This window comes from Streptomyces sp. NBC_00212, assembly GCF_045206365.1.
In the GTDB taxonomy this organism is placed as follows: Bacteria; Actinomycetota; Actinomycetes; order Streptomycetales; family Streptomycetaceae; genus Streptomyces.
In genome coordinates this window covers 3,205,817-3,221,152 of the sequence record NZ_CP108115.1, presented here as the reverse complement: position 1 = coordinate 3,221,152, position 15,336 = coordinate 3,205,817, and the positions used below count along the sequence as shown (strand labels likewise).

General features: G+C 70.6%; 13 protein-coding genes. 5 read left to right on the top strand and 8 right to left on the bottom strand.

The window, feature by feature from the left end; all coding sequences use genetic code 11:
• Positions 1 to 91: 91 nt before the first annotated feature.
• Positions 92 to 403 (top strand): trypco2 family protein, encoded by a 312-nt coding sequence (locus tag OHA17_RS14490; protein ID WP_107090695.1) that lies wholly within the window; start codon positions 92 to 94, stop codon positions 401 to 403.
• Positions 393 to 3,335 carry a trypsin-like peptidase domain-containing protein gene (locus OHA17_RS14485; protein WP_406507006.1) on the top strand — a complete coding sequence of 981 codons (2,943 nt, stop codon included), beginning with the start codon at positions 393 to 395 and terminating at the stop codon, positions 3,333 to 3,335. The genes OHA17_RS14490 and OHA17_RS14485 overlap by 11 nt, the downstream gene beginning before the upstream one ends.
• On the opposite strand, the gene OHA17_RS14480 is transcribed toward OHA17_RS14485, so the two are convergent.
• The 8 genes from OHA17_RS14480 to sbnB all read right to left on the bottom strand — a co-directional run bounded on the left by OHA17_RS14480 (position 3,332) and on the right by sbnB (position 11,607).
• Positions 3,332 to 3,694, bottom strand: coding sequence for an ArsR/SmtB family transcription factor (locus OHA17_RS14480; protein ID WP_406507005.1), 363 nt, complete (start codon positions 3,692 to 3,694; stop codon positions 3,332 to 3,334). The two genes, OHA17_RS14485 and OHA17_RS14480, sit on opposite strands and share 4 nt — an antisense overlap.
• Before the next feature lie 64 nt (positions 3,695 to 3,758).
• Positions 3,759 to 4,265, bottom strand: coding sequence for a 4'-phosphopantetheinyl transferase (locus OHA17_RS14475; protein WP_406507004.1), 507 nt, complete (start codon positions 4,263 to 4,265; stop codon positions 3,759 to 3,761).
• Between the two features lie 174 nt (positions 4,266 to 4,439).
• Positions 4,440 to 4,751 (bottom strand): acyl carrier protein, encoded by a 312-nt coding sequence (locus OHA17_RS14470; protein WP_406507003.1) that lies wholly within the window; start codon positions 4,749 to 4,751, stop codon positions 4,440 to 4,442.
• Positions 4,748 to 6,523 carry a fatty acyl-AMP ligase gene (locus tag OHA17_RS14465; protein WP_406507002.1) on the bottom strand — a complete coding sequence of 592 codons (1,776 nt, stop codon included), beginning with the start codon at positions 6,521 to 6,523 and terminating at the stop codon, positions 4,748 to 4,750. The genes OHA17_RS14470 and OHA17_RS14465 overlap by 4 nt, the downstream gene beginning before the upstream one ends.
• Positions 6,524 to 6,536: 13 nt before the next feature.
• Positions 6,537 to 6,740 (bottom strand): hypothetical protein, encoded by a 204-nt coding sequence (locus OHA17_RS14460; protein ID WP_406507001.1) that lies wholly within the window; start codon positions 6,738 to 6,740, stop codon positions 6,537 to 6,539.
• A gap of 352 nt (positions 6,741 to 7,092) precedes the next feature.
• A complete protein-coding gene (locus OHA17_RS14455) occupies positions 7,093 to 9,330 on the bottom strand; it encodes an MMPL family transporter (RefSeq protein ID WP_406507000.1) in 2,238 nt (745 codons plus the stop codon).
• 222 nt (positions 9,331 to 9,552) lie between these two features.
• The gene (gene sbnA, locus OHA17_RS14450) at positions 9,553 to 10,530 is read right to left on the bottom strand and encodes a 2,3-diaminopropionate biosynthesis protein SbnA (RefSeq protein ID WP_406506999.1); all 978 of its coding nucleotides are present in this window, start codon (positions 10,528 to 10,530) and stop codon (positions 9,553 to 9,555) included.
• 15 nt (positions 10,531 to 10,545) lie between these two features.
• Positions 10,546 to 11,607 (bottom strand): 2,3-diaminopropionate biosynthesis protein SbnB, encoded by a 1,062-nt coding sequence (sbnB, locus tag OHA17_RS14445; protein ID WP_406506998.1) that lies wholly within the window; start codon positions 11,605 to 11,607, stop codon positions 10,546 to 10,548.
• Between the two features lie 300 nt (positions 11,608 to 11,907).
• On the opposite strand from sbnB, the gene OHA17_RS14440 reads away from it, so the two are divergent.
• The 3 genes from OHA17_RS14440 to OHA17_RS14430 are packed head-to-tail and all read left to right on the top strand — an operon-like array spanning position 11,908 to position 15,300.
• The gene (locus OHA17_RS14440; RefSeq protein ID WP_406506997.1) at positions 11,908 to 13,464 is read left to right on the top strand and encodes a tryptophan halogenase family protein; all 1,557 of its coding nucleotides are present in this window, start codon (positions 11,908 to 11,910) and stop codon (positions 13,462 to 13,464) included.
• A gap of 22 nt (positions 13,465 to 13,486) precedes the next feature.
• A complete protein-coding gene (locus OHA17_RS14435) occupies positions 13,487 to 14,779 on the top strand; it encodes a cation:proton antiporter (protein WP_406506996.1) in 1,293 nt (430 codons plus the stop codon).
• Positions 14,776 to 15,300, top strand: a complete 525-nt coding sequence (locus tag OHA17_RS14430) for a flavin reductase family protein (RefSeq protein WP_406506995.1) — start codon at positions 14,776 to 14,778, stop codon at positions 15,298 to 15,300. The genes OHA17_RS14435 and OHA17_RS14430 overlap by 4 nt, the downstream gene beginning before the upstream one ends.
• Positions 15,301 to 15,336: the final 36 nt, after the last annotated feature.

Here is a 15,336-nt window from a genome sequence, read left to right as displayed (position 1 = left end):
GAAGTCACGCCGCCAGGCGTGCAGTTGACCAGCCCTAGGTATGCTCGGTGCGCACATGGCCGGGTGGTTTCGGGTGAGGCGGGGGCTGAGAGTGGACGACGCGGTGGAGCTGGCGGACATGATCGCTCAGCTGCGGAGCGAGCTGAGCCGGGCCATGGCGGACGGGGACGGCGAAGGGATCCGGTTCCAGGCCGAGTCGCTCGAACTCGAACTCACCGTGGGGGTCGAGCGGAGCCGGGAGCCGGGGGCCAAGGTGCGGTTCTGGGTGTTCGACGTCAAGCATTCCGCGCGCTCCGCGAACACGGCCACCCAGCGGATCAAGCTCACCCTCCAGCCGGTGCGCGCCGAGGCGCCCGAGCGCCCCGCGCTGATCTCGGGCGCCGAGCTGTTCGATGAGAGCTGAGCCCTCGGCCGACGGGCCTGGGCTCGACCCGCACCGGATCGCCGAGATCATCGTCGAGACCGGCGGCGGCAGGCGACGCGGTTCCGGCTACCGGATACGCGCGGACACCGTCCTCACCGCCGCCCATGTGGTCGTTGACGCAACCGGCGTGGTCGTACGGTTCGATGCCGACCGGGAAGGTGAATGGTCGGGTCCGGCCGCTGTCACCTGGGCGGATACGGATACCGACCTCGCCGTGCTGAGTGTCGTGCCACCGGAGGCGGCCCCCGCGGCCGTCGGGCCCGCCCGGTTCGGGCGGATTCCCGACGACCGGCACGGTGTGATCGACGTGCACGCCCTCGGGTTCCCGCTGTGGAAGCGCCGCAGCCGCTCCGACCGTACGTCCTTCCGCGAACTGCACCAGGCGGACGGGACCGTCGCGGCGCTGTCCAACCTCCGCACCGGCACGCTGGAGATGACCGTCGCACCGGCCGGCGCCGACCCGGACCCGGGTACGTCTCCGTGGGCCGGCATGTCCGGTGCCGCGGTGTGGGCCGGCAGCCGCATCATCGGGGTGGTCGCCGAGCACCACCGCTCGGAGGGGCCCGGCCGGCTCACCGCCGTCCGCCTGGACCACGCGCTGCACAGGCTCGGCCCGGCGGACCGTGCGGAGCTCGTGCGGCTGCTCGGGCTGCCAGAGCCCCTGCCTCTCGCCGTGCCCGGGGAATCACCCGGGGACGTGCGGGTGGTCGGCGTCCCCGTCGCGTACGGCATCGAGCTGTTCAAGAACCGGGCCAGTGAACGCGACGCGATCGCACGGCACTTGAGCGATCCCGCGATCCGCATGGTGGTCATCACCGGGCCGCGCGGCATCGGCAAGAGCGCGCTCGCCGCGAAGGTCATGGACCTGCTCGACCGAGGTGTGTGGCCGGGCACCGTCCAAGGGCCGCTGCCGTCCGGCCTGGTCAACCTCTCCACCCGTACGTCCGGGATTTCGCTGGAGCGCCTCTATTTCGACTGTGCCCGGCTGCTCGGGCCCGAGCGCCTCGCCGAGTTGCGCGCGGTCTGGAACGCGGGCGGGACCACGCAGGAGCGGCTCGCCGAACTGCTCACGGCGATGGGCGAGCGGCTGATCGTCATCCTCATGGACAACCTGGAGGACCTGCTCGACGACGACGGCAGCGTCGCCGACGACGAACTCGCGGTCATCCTGGACTGGCTGTTCCGGGCCCGATCGACGCCGCGGCTCCTGGTCACCAGCCAGGTACCGGTGCGCCTCGCGCCCGAACTGCGGCGCTTCGCCGCGCACGTCGAACTCTCCGAGGGCCTCAGCCCCGCCGAGGCGGCGGCGCTGCTTCGCGAACTCGACCGGGACGGCTCGCTCGGCATCGCGGACCTGTCCGACGGCGAACTGCTGCAAGCCGTCGTCCGTGTACACGGCGTTCCGCGCGCGCTGGAACTGCTCGTCGGCGCGCTCGCCGACGACACGGTGCTCCTGCCAAGCCTGCAAGACGTACTGAAGGACTTCACCCGGCGCCACGACGTCGTCGCCGACCTCGCCCAGGACCGCTACAAACGGCTGGACGAACGGGCGCACGCGGTCCTCGGTGTCCTCGCCGCGCTGCGTACGCCCGTGGCGCAGGGCGCGCTCGAAGAGATCCTGGCCGGCCTCGACGCGGGGCTGCCCACGGCCGCGGTCCTCACCTCCCTCGTCCGCATGCACCTGGTCTCCGTGGACCGGGCACACCGCACCTTCGCCCTGCACCCGCTGGACGCGGAGATCGCCTACGGACGGATGCCCCAGGACGGACCTCACAGGAGACAGGCAGTGGAACGAGAGATCGCATCCTGGTACGGGCGCCGGGCCCGGCCGCGCGGCACCTGGCGGACGCTGGAGGACATCGAGCCGCAGCGCCGCCGGTTCGACCACCTCGTACGCTCCGAGGACTTCGACGATGCCGCGCGGGTGCTGTGCGAGATCAGCGAATGGCTGGTGTGGCACGGGTCGGTGCTCGCCGCCGTCTCGATGCACCTCGCCGTCGAGGGCCGCATCCGCGACGAGCGAGTACGTCTCGCCCATGCCGTCGCCTACGGGCACGCCCGGCTCAGCGCGGGCCCGATGGAGCAGGCGGCCGAACTGTTCACCGAGGCGGCGGCCCTCGCCGAACGCCTCGGCGACCGGCCCGCGCTCCAGAACGCGCTGTTCGGCCTCGGCGACACCCACCGCCAGCTCGGCGACCAGAGAGCCACCGTCCAACCCCTCAGCCGGGCCGCCGAGTTGGCGCGCGAACTCGGCGACACCGAGCGGGAGGTGCACGCGCTGCTGTCCCTCAGCCTCGCGCACAGCTACCTGGGGGACGGCGAGAGCGCGCTGACGGGAGCCACTCGACTGACCGAACTGGCCTCCGCCGACGGCGACTTGCTCACGATCGCCCGGGCCGGCAACGCGCACACGATCGCCCTGCTCACGCTCGGCCGCTGGCAGGAGACCGCCGACGCGGGCGAGGAGACGGCCCGCGCCTACCGGGCCGCCGACAGCCAGGAGGCGATCGCGTACGCCCTCAACGCGCAGGGCCTCGCCCTGCTGGCCCTGGACGACCCGGCACGGGCGGCGTCGGCCCTGGAGGAGGCCCGCCACGAGGCCTCGCTGATGGAGAACCCCCGCGCGGAAGGCGTCTGCCTGCTCAACCTGGCCTGGGCGTACTGGTGCGACGCCCGCTACGACCAGTGCGCCACGACGGCGGACCGGGCCTCGGCCGCCCTGGACATCGCGGGCGCCGCCCAGGCGGAAGCGGCCAGGGCCTTGGCAGCGGCGGCCCGGGCGCTGCCCGACGGACCGGGGGCGGCGGCCGAAGCGCTGAGTCGTGCGGCGGCGGCGCTGGACGGGAACGTGGAGGTCGTCTCGCCGGGGTGGGTGGTGGAGAGGGCTCGGGGGCTGGAGGGCGGGCTTTAAGCGCGCTTCCTCTTCGGCTTCGCATCGGCGGCTTCCGTCGCCGGCTCAGGGTTCCCGGCCCCCGCCGCCGCATCCTCCGCCACAGCCGCCAGAATCGTCTCCACGTTCACGTGGAGGTCGAACGGGGCCAGTTCGAAGTACTTCAGGGCCTTGCCGTCCTCGCTCAGCTCCAGGCTGCCGATCACCAGGCCCGCCTTCTCCAGGCGTTCCAGGTGCATGTAGAGGAGGGGGCGGGACATGCCGAGGCGGCGGGCCAGTTCGCTGACGTACATGCGGCCCTCGGAGAGTTCGGCCACCACCCTCAGTCGCTGGGCGTGGCCGACCGCGGCAAGTACCGCCAGAAGCTCCTCGCTGGTCATGGCCCACCTCTAGCGAAATCCCGGAAACCTGTAGGCCGAGACTTTCCCATGGCATGAACGGCTGTCAAACGTTCGTACCGGCCGACAGGGAGGGAGCGGGGGAGACGGGTACTGATACCGCGGTCAGCAGGAGGTTCCCCGATGCCAGCCAGCGGCCCTCAAGGCAGGTGGCTTCCGGGTGGTCGGGGAGGATCTCCGCCCGGAACGTGCCGTCGGCCGGGTGCAGGGTCACCCTGATGTCGTGCAGGCTCCTCGGGCGGATGCCGCCCGCTCGGGCGCCCGGGGACCACGCCTTGAACGCCGCCTCCTTCGCGGAGAAGAGCAGGCGGTCCCAGCAGACCGTTCCGTCCAGGCCCGCGAGGGCGGCCCGCTCCTCCGGGCGGGCCACCGCGCTCACTACGCCCTCCCTCAGCGGGCGGTGCGGTTCCGCGTCTATGCCCAGGGCCCGTACGGCGGTGCGGCGGGCGACCACCGCCGCGCGGTAGCCGCGGCAGTGGGTCATGCTGCCCACGATCCCCGTCGGCCAGCCCGGGGCGCCCTCCTCGTCGGGCAGGAGGGGTGCCGGGGGCACGCCCAGTTCCTTCAGGGGCCAGGCGGGCGCAGTGCCGCACCGTCGTGAACTCCCGGCGGCGGGCCGCACCCACCCCCGCCAGCAACGCCCGCTCCTGTGGGAAGAGGCCCTCCACGTCCGGAGCGTCGCCGAAGTGTTCCGATGCGGCGGCCGAGAGCGGGAGCAGCTTCTCGATCAAGAGTCGGCCGGGTCCTGCCCGGCCCCGCGCAAGGCTGCCACCACGTCCTGCGCCACCTCCGCCACGCTCGGCCTGTCGAGCAGTACCGCCCTGTCGATCACCACCCCGCAGCGTTCACCCAGCTCGCCCGTCAGCCACGTGCTGGTCATCGAGTCGATTCCGTAGGCGCTGAGCGGTACCTCGCGGTCGATCAGGTCGAGCTCCAAGTCGAGCAGTTCTGCCAAGAGTTGGGACAGTTGGTCTGCCACCTGTTGCTCCGTCACCTGTCGCTCCGTCACCGTCACCGATACGGTCCCTTGCTCGCTCATGCCGAGTGTCTCCTCTCTTCGCGGACGGGTGCGCCGGGTGCGCTCGACCACTGGGCCAGCAGCGGCAGCCGGCCCGCCCGGACTTCCTTCGCGCAGTCCCGGCGGCGGGTCTTGCCGCTGGTCGTGCGGGGTACCTGGTTGCGGGCCACCGCGAAGACGCTCACCGGGGCGGGCAGCGCCCTGGCGACCGCGATGCCCGCGGCCCGTACCGCGCGGGCGAGCACCTCCGGGTCCCGCTCGGTCGTCTCGACCACCACCGCGACGCCCGGCGCCGACTCGTCCAGCGGCCACGCCGCGGCCCGCTGGTGCGTGAAGGCCTCGTGCGCGGCGCCGGCCACCGCCTCGATGTCCTGCGGGAAGTAGTTCTCGCCGCCCACCACCAGGACGTCCTTGAGGCGGCCGGTGACGAACAGTTCGCCGTCGTCCAGGCAGCCCAGATCCCCGGTGCGTACGTACGACCCGCCTTCCAGCCGCGTCCCGAACACCTGCGCCGACTCGGCATCCCGGCCCCAGTACCCCTGGCAGTTCCCAGGACCCGACACCCAGATCTCGCCCACCGCGCCGGCGGGCAGCACGCGGTGCGTCGCCGCGTCGACGATGCGGACCCGCACCCCGGGCAGCGGCGTGCCGCAGCCGACCAGCTCGACCGCGCTGTCCGGCGACGCGGCCGGTGTCGCCGTGCCCCGGGCCAGCGCGTCCCGGTCGTAGCGGCGGACGGGAGAGTCGTACAGCGGGCGGCCGAGCGTCACGCTCAGGGTGCACTCCGCGAGGCCGTACCCCGGCGAGAACACCTCCGGGCGGAAGGAGGAGGGGCGAAACGCGTCCGCGAACCTGCGCAGGGTGTCCGCCCGCACCGGCTCCGCCCCGTTCGCGGCCACCCGCCACGTGGACAGGTCGACCCGGCGCCGCTCCCGAGCCGGAATGCGTCGCACACACAGCTCGTACGCGAAGTCCGGCGCGGCGGCGAAGACGTCCTCCTCGGCCTCGATCGCGCGCAGCCACACCATCGGATCCCGGACGAACGTCGAGGGCTCCATCGTGACGGCCGCCGCCCCCGACGCGAGCGGAAGGACCACGCCCGTGCACAGCCCCATGTCGTGGAAGAACGGCAGCCAACTCACCACCGTGGTACCGGAGTCGAGCTCGCAGCGGTCGCGCAGCGCCACCTGGTTGGCCACCAGATTGCCGTGCCGGACGACCACTCCCCGGGGGTCGCTCGTCGAGCTGGAGGTGTACTGGAGGAGGGCGACCGCCTGCGCGTCGAGTGCGCAGGGGGCGGGCGGTACGTCCTCGTCGGTCGATGACCGCGACACCGTGATCATGGCCGGTCCGGGCCGGCCCGGGAGGGACTCCTGAGGCGTCGACACCAGGACCGCGACCGGGTCGCAGTCCTTCCGGATCAGTGCGAGCCGGTCCGCGCGGTCGCTCGTACGCGTCCCTGCGCGCAACGGCGGTACGGGTACCGCGATCCGCCCGGCGTACAGGCAGGCCAGGAAGCCGACGGGGAAGTCGAGGCCGGGCAGCGCCGGGACGACGACCCGGTCGCCGGGGCCGCCCACCCTTCCCAGCGCGGCGGCCGTGGCGCGGGCCCGGCCCAGGAGTTCGGCCGCGGTCAACCGCCCGAGTCGCTCGCCCCCTTGGCCGAGGGCGGTGAACACGGGCCGGGCCGCGTCCGGGCCCGAGGCGCGGAGCAGCAGGGCCTCCACGACGGTTGCCGGGTCCGGCAGTCGGGTGGGAAACGCGGGACGGGCCAAACTGGTCACAAGGGCCACGGTCTCGCTCCTCTCAGTTCACGCGGCTCGGGCGTACGTCCCGGGCGAGCCACTCCCGGAACGCGGGCAGGTTCGGCAGGATCACCGTCGAGCAGGCGAGGACCGCGAGGTTCTGGCACATGGCGGTGATGGACACGACGGTGCGGCCCGCCCGGTACGCGGACAGCATCTCGGCGGCCGTCCCCATGCTCGGCTCGTGGCCGGGCAGCCAGGCCATAGCTGGGACCCGCTGTTGCAGGGAAACGAGACGAGGACCTCGTCCAGGACGAGGTCCTCGATCCCTCGGAGCGACCGCTCGACGGTCGCCGCCGACCCCTCGGCGCTGATCACGCTCATCCCCGGCCTCCGTATCGGCTCACTGATCGTGGCGGCGGATCGCCCCCGTGGCGGCGACCCCGTGACGATGGTTGCGTCGGCCACTGACAGCGAGCTGACGGTCGGTCGGCCGCCCCGGGAGGGGACTGGGGAAGGCCCGGGGAGGGGAGACGTCAGACGCCGGACCGGCGGGGGATGTCCGGTCCGGCGTCCGTCTGTGGGACCCGGTGGCTAGCGGTGGCTGTGTGCCACGACTAGCGGTGGCTGTGCGCCGCCGGGTAGTAGGGCGGCGGCGCGTCGGCCGCCGGGGTCGGCACCGCGTGCTGCTGGGCGCGGCGCATCTTGCGGGACGGCCACCAGCTCGCGTTGCCGAGCAGCATCAGGGCCGACGGCAGGATCATGACCCGGATGATGAAGGCGTCCAGGAGGACCGCCACCGCCAGGCTGAAGCCGATCTGCTTCATCTCGGCCAGGTGCAGGAACATGAAGCTCGCGAACACCGTCACCATCACGACCGCCGCGCTGGTGACCACCTTGGCCGAGTGGCCGATCCCGTCGATCACCGCCTGCCGGGTGGGCACTCCCTTCAGCGCCGCCTCCTTGATCCGGCTGACGACGAAGACCTGGTAGTCCATCGAGAGGCCGAACAGGATCACGAAGAGGAAGAGCGGTACGCGGGAGCCGATCGCGTGGGTGGCGCTGGGTTCGAAGCCGAACACCGTTGAGGCCAGGCCCCATTGGAAGAAGACGACCACGAGCCCGAACGATGCTCCGACGGACAGCAGGTTCAGCAGTACGCCGAGGGCGGCGATGGTCGCCGAGCCGAAGACGAACAGGGTCAGGACGAAGGTCAGCAGGAGCAGGAACCCGACGACGATGGGCAGCTTGTCGTTCTGGTGGGCGAGATAGTCGGCGTCCTGGGCGACGGGGCCGCTCACCGCGAACTCGGCGCCCTTCACCTTCCCGAGCGTCTCCGGGAGGAACTTCTCGCGCAGTTCCGTCAGTGAGTCATGTGCTTGCGGCGAGCTGAGGTTGAAGGGGACGGACAGGGTCATGACGCTGATCCGGCCGTCCGGCGTGGTCTGCAGTTTGGGCGGCTTCTTGGAGAACATCGGGTCGGCCTGGGCCTTGGCTGCCAGGTCCTTCAGGGCCGACTGCACCTCGGTCTTCTCGCCGGGGTTGTTGTCGCGCACCATCACCCAGTGCTCGGCCAGCAGGTCGGGGAAGGCGTCGTTGAGGCGGTCGTACATCTTCAGCTCCGGGATGGCCCGGGACTGGGTGGCCAGGTTCAGGACCCGCAGGTGCATGCCGAACGCGGGGACCGCGAGGCCGAACATCACGAGCACCGAGATCAGCAGGGTTGCCACCGGGCGGTTCTTGGCGGGCTTCAGGAGCGCCGTCCACACCCGGCCGGTCTCCTCGGACTTGTGCCGCTTGACCCGCTTGCCGCGCGCCACCGCCTTGGCGGCCTTGCGGTCCAGGCGCCGGCCGATCAGGACCAGGAGCGCGGGCAGCGCGGTCATCGAGCTGAGCACGGCGACCAGGACGACCACGATGGTGGCGACGGCGAGCGAGGTGAAGACGATGTCGGTGGCGAGGAAGAGGGTGGCGGTGGAGAGGGCGACCGCAAGGCCGGAGACGACGATCGCCCGGCCCGAGGTCGCGGCGGCGATCCCCACCAGCGCTTCGGGGCTGAGCCGGCCGTTCGCGTGGGCCCGTTCCTCCCGCTCCCGCTTGAGGTAGAAGAGCGTGTAGTCGACGCCGACCGCCATGCCGATCAGCAGGATGACGCTCTTGCCGACGCCCGCGTCGGGCACCAGGTGCGAGATCAGCTGGGACAGGCCCATGGCGGCGCCGATCGAGGAGACCGCGAGCAGCAGCGGCACGCCGACCATGATCAGTGATCCGAACACGACGAGCAGTGTGATCAGGGTGATCGGGAAGGTGATCGTCTCCGAGGTGGAGAGGTCGTCGTCGCGCGACTTGTCCAGGCCCATCTCGACCGAGGCGTCGCCGGACTCCTCGACGCGCAGGTCAGGGTTCTTCTTCTGGACCTCGGCGGTCTGGTCGAGCAGCGGCTGGATGTGCTTCTGGGTCTCAAGGCGCAGGCCCTTCATGGTCACTTCGACCATGAGCATCTTGCCGTTGGCCGAACGCACCGGCGCGGCGACGTTCTCGACCTCGGGCAGCTGCTGCATGCGGGCCGCGACGTCCGCGGCGGCGCTCCGGGCGTTCGCGCCGGGCGCGGCACCGGACTTGTCGGTGATCATGATCCGCTCGGCGGACTTGTGCTGGAGGTTGCCCTCGGTGGCGATCGACTCGGCGCGGCCGGCCTCGCCCACCCAGTAGTCCTTGTCACCGGCGTCCACCGTGCCGACCGCGCCGCCGATGGCCAGGCAGAGGGCGACAAAGACGAACCAACCGAGGATGGCCCGTCCCGGGTGCAGGGCACTCCAGCTCGCCACCTTCACGGTGAGTGGCTGTTTCTTCACTGAACCCAGCTCCTTACGGTAGTCACCTCTACCCAACGGGTGTAAGTCGAGAATTACATGTGGTGCTGTGGACCGTCAATCCCGATCCGGGAGGCGGTCGGATCCGGGCGCCCGGTGGACATGAAGCGGCCCCCGCCACCTGTGGGCAAGGTGACGGGGGCCGCCAAAAACCTCTGGGTGTACGGGATTTGACGGTGCGTCATGAGCGAGCCCGGCCGGGCATCAGCTCGCCCGGACCGGGTCGTACTCCAGCGCGTGAGCCCCGTACAGAGCGCTCACCCAGTTGCTCTGGTAGATCGAATCGAGGTAGCGCTCGCCCAGATCCGGGGAGATCGCCACCGCCGTGCACGGCCTGCCGTCCCGGTTCTCGGCGAGCCAGGCGACCGCGCCGGAGATGACCGTGCCGGTGGATCCGCCGAACAGGAAGCCGCCCGCGGCCAGTTGGTGGGCGATCCGGATCGTGTCGATCTCCGGTACGTGCACCACGTCGTCCACGAACGACGTGTCGAGCAGCTGTGGCCGTACGCCGGAGCCCAGGCCCGGGATCATCCGTGGCGCCGGTGGCCCGCCGAACGTGACCGAGCCGACGGAGTCGACGGCGACCACGGTGACCGGACGGCCCGAGTCCTTGAAGTACCGGGCACATCCCATCAGAGTTCCGGTGGTGCCGGCGCCCACGAACAGGACGTCGAGATCCGGGAAGCGCTCGGCGATGGCCGGCGCCGTACTGCGGTAGTGCGCCTGCCAGTTGCAGGGGTTGGCGTACTGGTTGAGCCACAGATGTCGGCCGTCGGACGCGCACAGCTTGCGTACGTAGTCGAGCCTGGCGCCGAGGAAACCGCCCTCGGGGTCGGGCTCGGTGATGGTGTGCACCTGGGCGCCCATCGCTTCCATCAACCGTCTGGTGTTCAGGTTGCAGCGGGTGTCCGTGACGCACAGGAACTGGTAGCCCCGGCTCGCCGCGATCATGCTCAGGGCGACGCCGAGGTTCCCCGACGAGGACTCGACGATGATCGAGTCCCGGGTCAGGCGCCCCTTGCGCTCGGCGTCGGCGATCATCGCCCGCGCCGCCTTCAGCTTGATCGACCCGGCGAAGTTGAAGCCCTCGCACTTCAGGTACAGCGGAGCGTCCAGAACGGACCGCAGGTCCACGTAGAGGTCCTCCGTGTGGAAGTCCTCCGGGACGGAGATCACCGGCACTTGGGCCCCCTCTCCTCAGGCACGGCTGCTGGTCGCGCCTGCGCGCCCATACCGGTCCACCTCGTGGAAGAAGCCGTCGATGACGTTGAGCTCGCCGCTGTCGAGCACCCGGTCGTACACGAACTTGCCGACCGCGAGGTCCAGGACCCCGAGGCCGAACGGCGAGAACACCACCGGGCGGTCGGTGGGGATCTCCACCTTCCCCGCCATCACCTCGGCGAGCGTCCCGTCGATGAACTCCCGCGACCCGGTGAGCTGTTCGGTCAGATGGGGCGAGGTGTCGGCCTTGAGGCAGTGCTCGATGTCGTCGACCACGTTCGCCGAGGCCAGCAGGATCTCGGGGGCCAGGTCGCGCAGCGAGACGTTCAGGACCACCGGGTTGTGCGCGAACCAGGCCGGCTCGTGGACGTGCGGGGCCGCCGCCACGGTCGCGAAGACCACCAGGTCCGAGGAGCGGATCAGCTCCTCGGCGCTGTCGTGCACGGTGATCCGGCCGCTCTCGCCGGCACCTTCCAGGTACGAGCTGAACCCGCCCGCGTACTCGGCGTTCAGGTCGTGCACGCCCACCTCGTCGAAGGTCCAGCCGGCCCCCACGAGGTAGGTGTGGATGTGCCGGGCGATGAAGCCCGTACCGATGAAGCCGACCCTGCGCGGGCGGGCGCGTCCGCGCGAGAGCCAGTCGGCGCCGAGCGCCGCGGAGGCCGCCGTGCGCGCGGCGCTGATGATCGAGCTCTCCAGGCAGGCGAGCGGATAGCCCGTGTCGTGGTCGTTGAGCACCAGGACCGCGGAGGCGCGGGGGATGCCCGCGGCCACGTTCTCCGGGAAACTGGAGATCCACTTCAGCCCGTCGACCCGGGTCTCACCGCCGATGGAAGCGGGCAGCGCGATGATCCGGGCGGTGGGGCGGTCCGGAAAGCGCAGGAAATACGACGGTGGGTTGACCGTGTCGCCCTCGCCGTGCACCCGGTATGCGGCCTCCACCAGATCAATGGTGTGCTGCTCGTGGCCGGTGAGAATGCGGTGGACCTGCGAGCCAGGGATCACGGCGAACGGCGGAACAAGTTCTTCCTTTGTCATCCAAATCTCCATTGCAGCGGGCGGGCGGAGCGATTCCCACCCGGTAACCCCGCGTTTCATGCTGCTTGGCGGCGCTGACAGTGGGCTGACGCCCCATTGGATACCCGCAGAACCGGCCGAAACGGGCGCCAACTGGCCGTACGGTCAGCCCCACCTGCGCTTTTCGGCCATCGCTTAATGATCTGTGCGCCGATTTGACCGCCGCCTAGTGTCATTTCTCGGTGGCGCCACCCAACCAGTTTCAGACAATGGGCCGGAGCCACTGGCGAAACTCGTGGAGCTACCGAACAGGAGTCACCAGTGCTCAACAAAGTCGTGATCGTGGGTGGCGGCACAGCCGGTTGGATGACGGCCTCTTACCTCAAGGCCGCGTTCGGAGACCGAATAAACGTGACCCTCGTGGAGTCCGGGCACGTCGGCGCGGTCGGCGTGGGCGAGGCCACCTTCAGCGACATCCGGCACTTCTTCGAGTTCCTCGGACTCAAGGAGAAGGACTGGATGCCGGCCTGCAACGCCACGTACAAGCTCGCCGTGCGGTTCGAGAACTGGCGCGAGAAGGGCCACTACTTCTACCACCCCTTCGAGCAGATGCGCTCGGTCAACGGCTTCCCGCTGACCGACTGGTGGCTCCAGCAGGGGCCGACGGACCGGTTCGACAAGGACTGCTTCGTCATGCCCTCGGTCATCGACGCCGGGCTCAGCCCGCGCCGCCTCGACGGCACGCTCATCGACCAGCCCTCCGACGAGGGCGCGGACGAGATGCAGGGCCTGACGATGTCCGAGCACCAGGGGAAGACCCAGTTCCCCTACGCCTACCAGTTCGAGGCCGCGCTGCTCGCCAAGTACCTGACGAAGTACTCGGTGGAACGCGGCGTCAAGCACATCGTCGACGATGTGTTGCAGGTCAACCTGGACGACCGCGGCTGGATCAGCGGCGTCACCACCGCCGAGCACGGCGACATCAGCGGCGACCTGTACATCGACTGCACCGGATTCCGCGCGCTGCTCATCAACAAGGCGCTCGACGAGCCGTTCATCTCCTACGCGGACACGCTGCCCAACGACAGCGCGGTCGCCCTCCAGGTCCCGATGGACATGGAGAAGCGCGGCATCATGCCCTGCACCACCGCCACCGCCACCGCGCAGGACGCCGGCTGGATCTGGACGATTCCGCTGATGGGCCGGGTCGGCACCGGTTACGTCTACGCCAAGGACTACCTCTCGCCCGAGGACGCCGAGCGCACCCTGCGCGAGTTCGTCGGCCCCGCGGCGGCCGATGTCAACGCGAACCACATCAAGATGCGGATCGGCCGCAGCCGCAATTCGTGGGTCAACAACTGCGTGGCCGTGGGGCTTTCCAGCGGATTCGTGGAGCCACTCGAATCCACCGGAATCTTCTTCATTCACCACGCCATCGAGCAGATCGCGAAGAAATTCCCGAACGAGGACTGGAACCCCAACCAGCGTGTCCTCTGCAACCGGTCCATCGCCCACGTCATGGACGGAATCCGGGAATTCCTGGTCCTGCACTACGTCGCGGCCAAGCGGCAGGACACCCAGTACTGGCGCGACACCAAGACCCGGGCCATTCCCGACTCGCTCGCCGAGCGTCTGGAGATGTGGAAGACCCAGGTTCCCGACTCCGAGAGCATCTTCCCCTATTACCACGGGCTTCCCGCCTACTCGTACATGTGCGTTCTGCTCGGTATGGGCGGAATCGAGATGAAGCCGTCGCCCGCGCTCGCGCTGTCCGATCCCTCCGCCGCCGAGCGGGAGTTCGCGGCGATCCGCGACAAGACCCGGCGGTTGACCGAGACGCTGCCCAAGGCGTACGAATACTTCGCCCAGCACCACTGAGCGGGCGACGGGGGACCGCGAAATGGAAACGCTGAGGCTTCTCGGTGATGCGCCGCGCCTGGCGCACATATCGGTGGCGCTCGCCGTCATCCTGCTGATCGCCCTGGCGGGCCGGGCCCTCGCCAGGACGCTGCGCCAGCCCGAGGTCATCGGGGAGATCGTGGTGGGGCTGCTCTCCGGGCCCGCCGTGATCGCCCTGTTCGGGCGGGACACCCTGGACGCGATGCTGCCGGGCCCCGTGTTCGACGTGGTCAAGCTGGTCTCCCAGGCCGGTCTTGTCCTGTTCCTGGTCGGCCTCGCCCACAGGCTGGGGGCCGAATCCGGCGGGCCGCCGCGCCGCGGCACGCTGTGGGTGGCGGCCGGGGCGCTGGTTCCGCCGCTGCTGACCGGCCTGCTCCTGGCCGGCCTGGTCCTGGTCACCGACGACAGCGCGGCGCGCGGCAGCGCCCCGCTCCCGGCCTTCGTCCTGATGGTCGCGGTGTCGATGTCGATCACCGCCGTACCCGTCATGGCCCGGATCCTGGCGGACCGGGGCATGACGCGATCGGCCGCCGGGCAGACCGCGTTGGCGGCGGCCATCGTCATCGACGCGGTCGGCTGGCTGCTGCTCACCCTCGCCATCAGTCTCGGCAAGGGAAGCCTGGAAGGCTCGCTGCACTCGGTCCGGGCGCTCGCGTTCGGCGCGGTGTGCGCGCTCGCCGTCCGCTACGGGCTGCGTGCCCGGGCCGCCCGGAACGCCTGCGTACGGATGCCGCGCACCGCGGCGGTGGTCCTCGGCGCTGCGGCCCTCACGGTCGCGCTCGCCATGGAACACCTCGGCATGACGGCGATCCTCGGCGCGGCGCTGGTAGGCCTGTCGATCCCGGGGGACGAGAACGCGCCCTGGGAGCGTGCGGCGACCTCGGTCTCGCGGGCGGGGAGCGTCCTTGCCCCGGCGTTCTTCGTGGTCACCGGGATCACCGTGCTCACCGGCTCGTTCTCCGACACCTCGTGGCTGCTGATCGCCTCGGCCGTCGTGCTCGGCTGCGTGGGCAAGGGGCTCGGCGGCTATCTGGGGGCGCGCCGGAGCGGGCGGCCGCCCGGGACGGCACGCAGGATCGCCGTCCTGATGAACACCCGCGGACTGACCGAACTCATCGTCATCCAGGCCGGGTTGAGCTCCGGAATCCTGACCGGCCCCCTCGTCCTCGCGCTGATCGTCATGGCGCTGACGACGACGGCCATGACGGGCCCGCTCCTGAATCTCCTCGACCGGGGGGAGCGCCGCCTCACCACCGGGACGTTTGCCGTAGCGACAGAAAGCAGTGTCCGATGACCGAACGCGCCATGAACGTAGAAGAGGTGGCCGACCCGGCGACGCCCGACCGCTTCCGCGCGATGATGAGCGGCTTCCCCACCGGCGTCGGGGTGGTCACCACCACCGGTCACGACGGGGCCCCGCGGGGCATGACGTGCTCCTCGGTGTGCAGCGTCACGCTCAGCCCGCCCACCCTCCTGGTCTGCCTGCGCGACGGCAGCCCGACCCTCGAAGCGATCCTGGAGCGGGGCACCTTCGCGGTGAACCTGCTGCACGAAGGGGCCCAGGAGACGGCCGAGCTGTTCGCCTCCGGCAATCCGGACCGCTTCCGCATGGTCCCGTGGGAGCAGGAGGCGGACTCGGGCGGGCCGCACCTGGTCCGTGACGCGCACACCGTCGCCGACTGCGACGTGGTCGCCGTGCACCGCACCGGAGACCACGTCACCGTCTTCGGCGAGGCGCGCCTCATCACTGGGCGGCACGGCCTGCCCCCGCTGTTGTACGGGCTGCGCCAGTTCCGTGCCTGGTCCCAACTCTGACCGTCCCACCACCGATCCGAACAGCGCCACAGGTCC

What these genes read in the sequence shown, in the direction of transcription:
- OHA17_RS14485 (WP_406507006.1), top strand. Translation starts at nt 393, where the DNA reads ATGAGAGCTGAGCCCTCGGCCGACGGGCCTGGGCTCGACCCGCACCGG.
- OHA17_RS14480 (WP_406507005.1), bottom strand. Translation starts at nt 3,694, where the DNA reads ATGACCAGCGAGGAGCTTCTGGCGGTACTTGCCGCGGTCGGCCACGCC.
- OHA17_RS14470 (WP_406507003.1), bottom strand. Translation starts at nt 4,751, where the DNA reads ATGAGCGAGCAAGGGACCGTATCGGTGACGGTGACGGAGCGACAGGTG.
- OHA17_RS14460 (WP_406507001.1), bottom strand. Translation starts at nt 6,740, where the DNA reads ATGGCCTGGCTGCCCGGCCACGAGCCGAGCATGGGGACGGCCGCCGAG.
- sbnB (WP_406506998.1), bottom strand. Translation starts at nt 11,607, where the DNA reads ATGACAAAGGAAGAACTTGTTCCGCCGTTCGCCGTGATCCCTGGCTCG.
- OHA17_RS14435 (WP_406506996.1), top strand. Translation starts at nt 13,487, where the DNA reads ATGGAAACGCTGAGGCTTCTCGGTGATGCGCCGCGCCTGGCGCACATA.
- OHA17_RS14430 (WP_406506995.1), top strand. Translation starts at nt 14,776, where the DNA reads ATGACCGAACGCGCCATGAACGTAGAAGAGGTGGCCGACCCGGCGACG.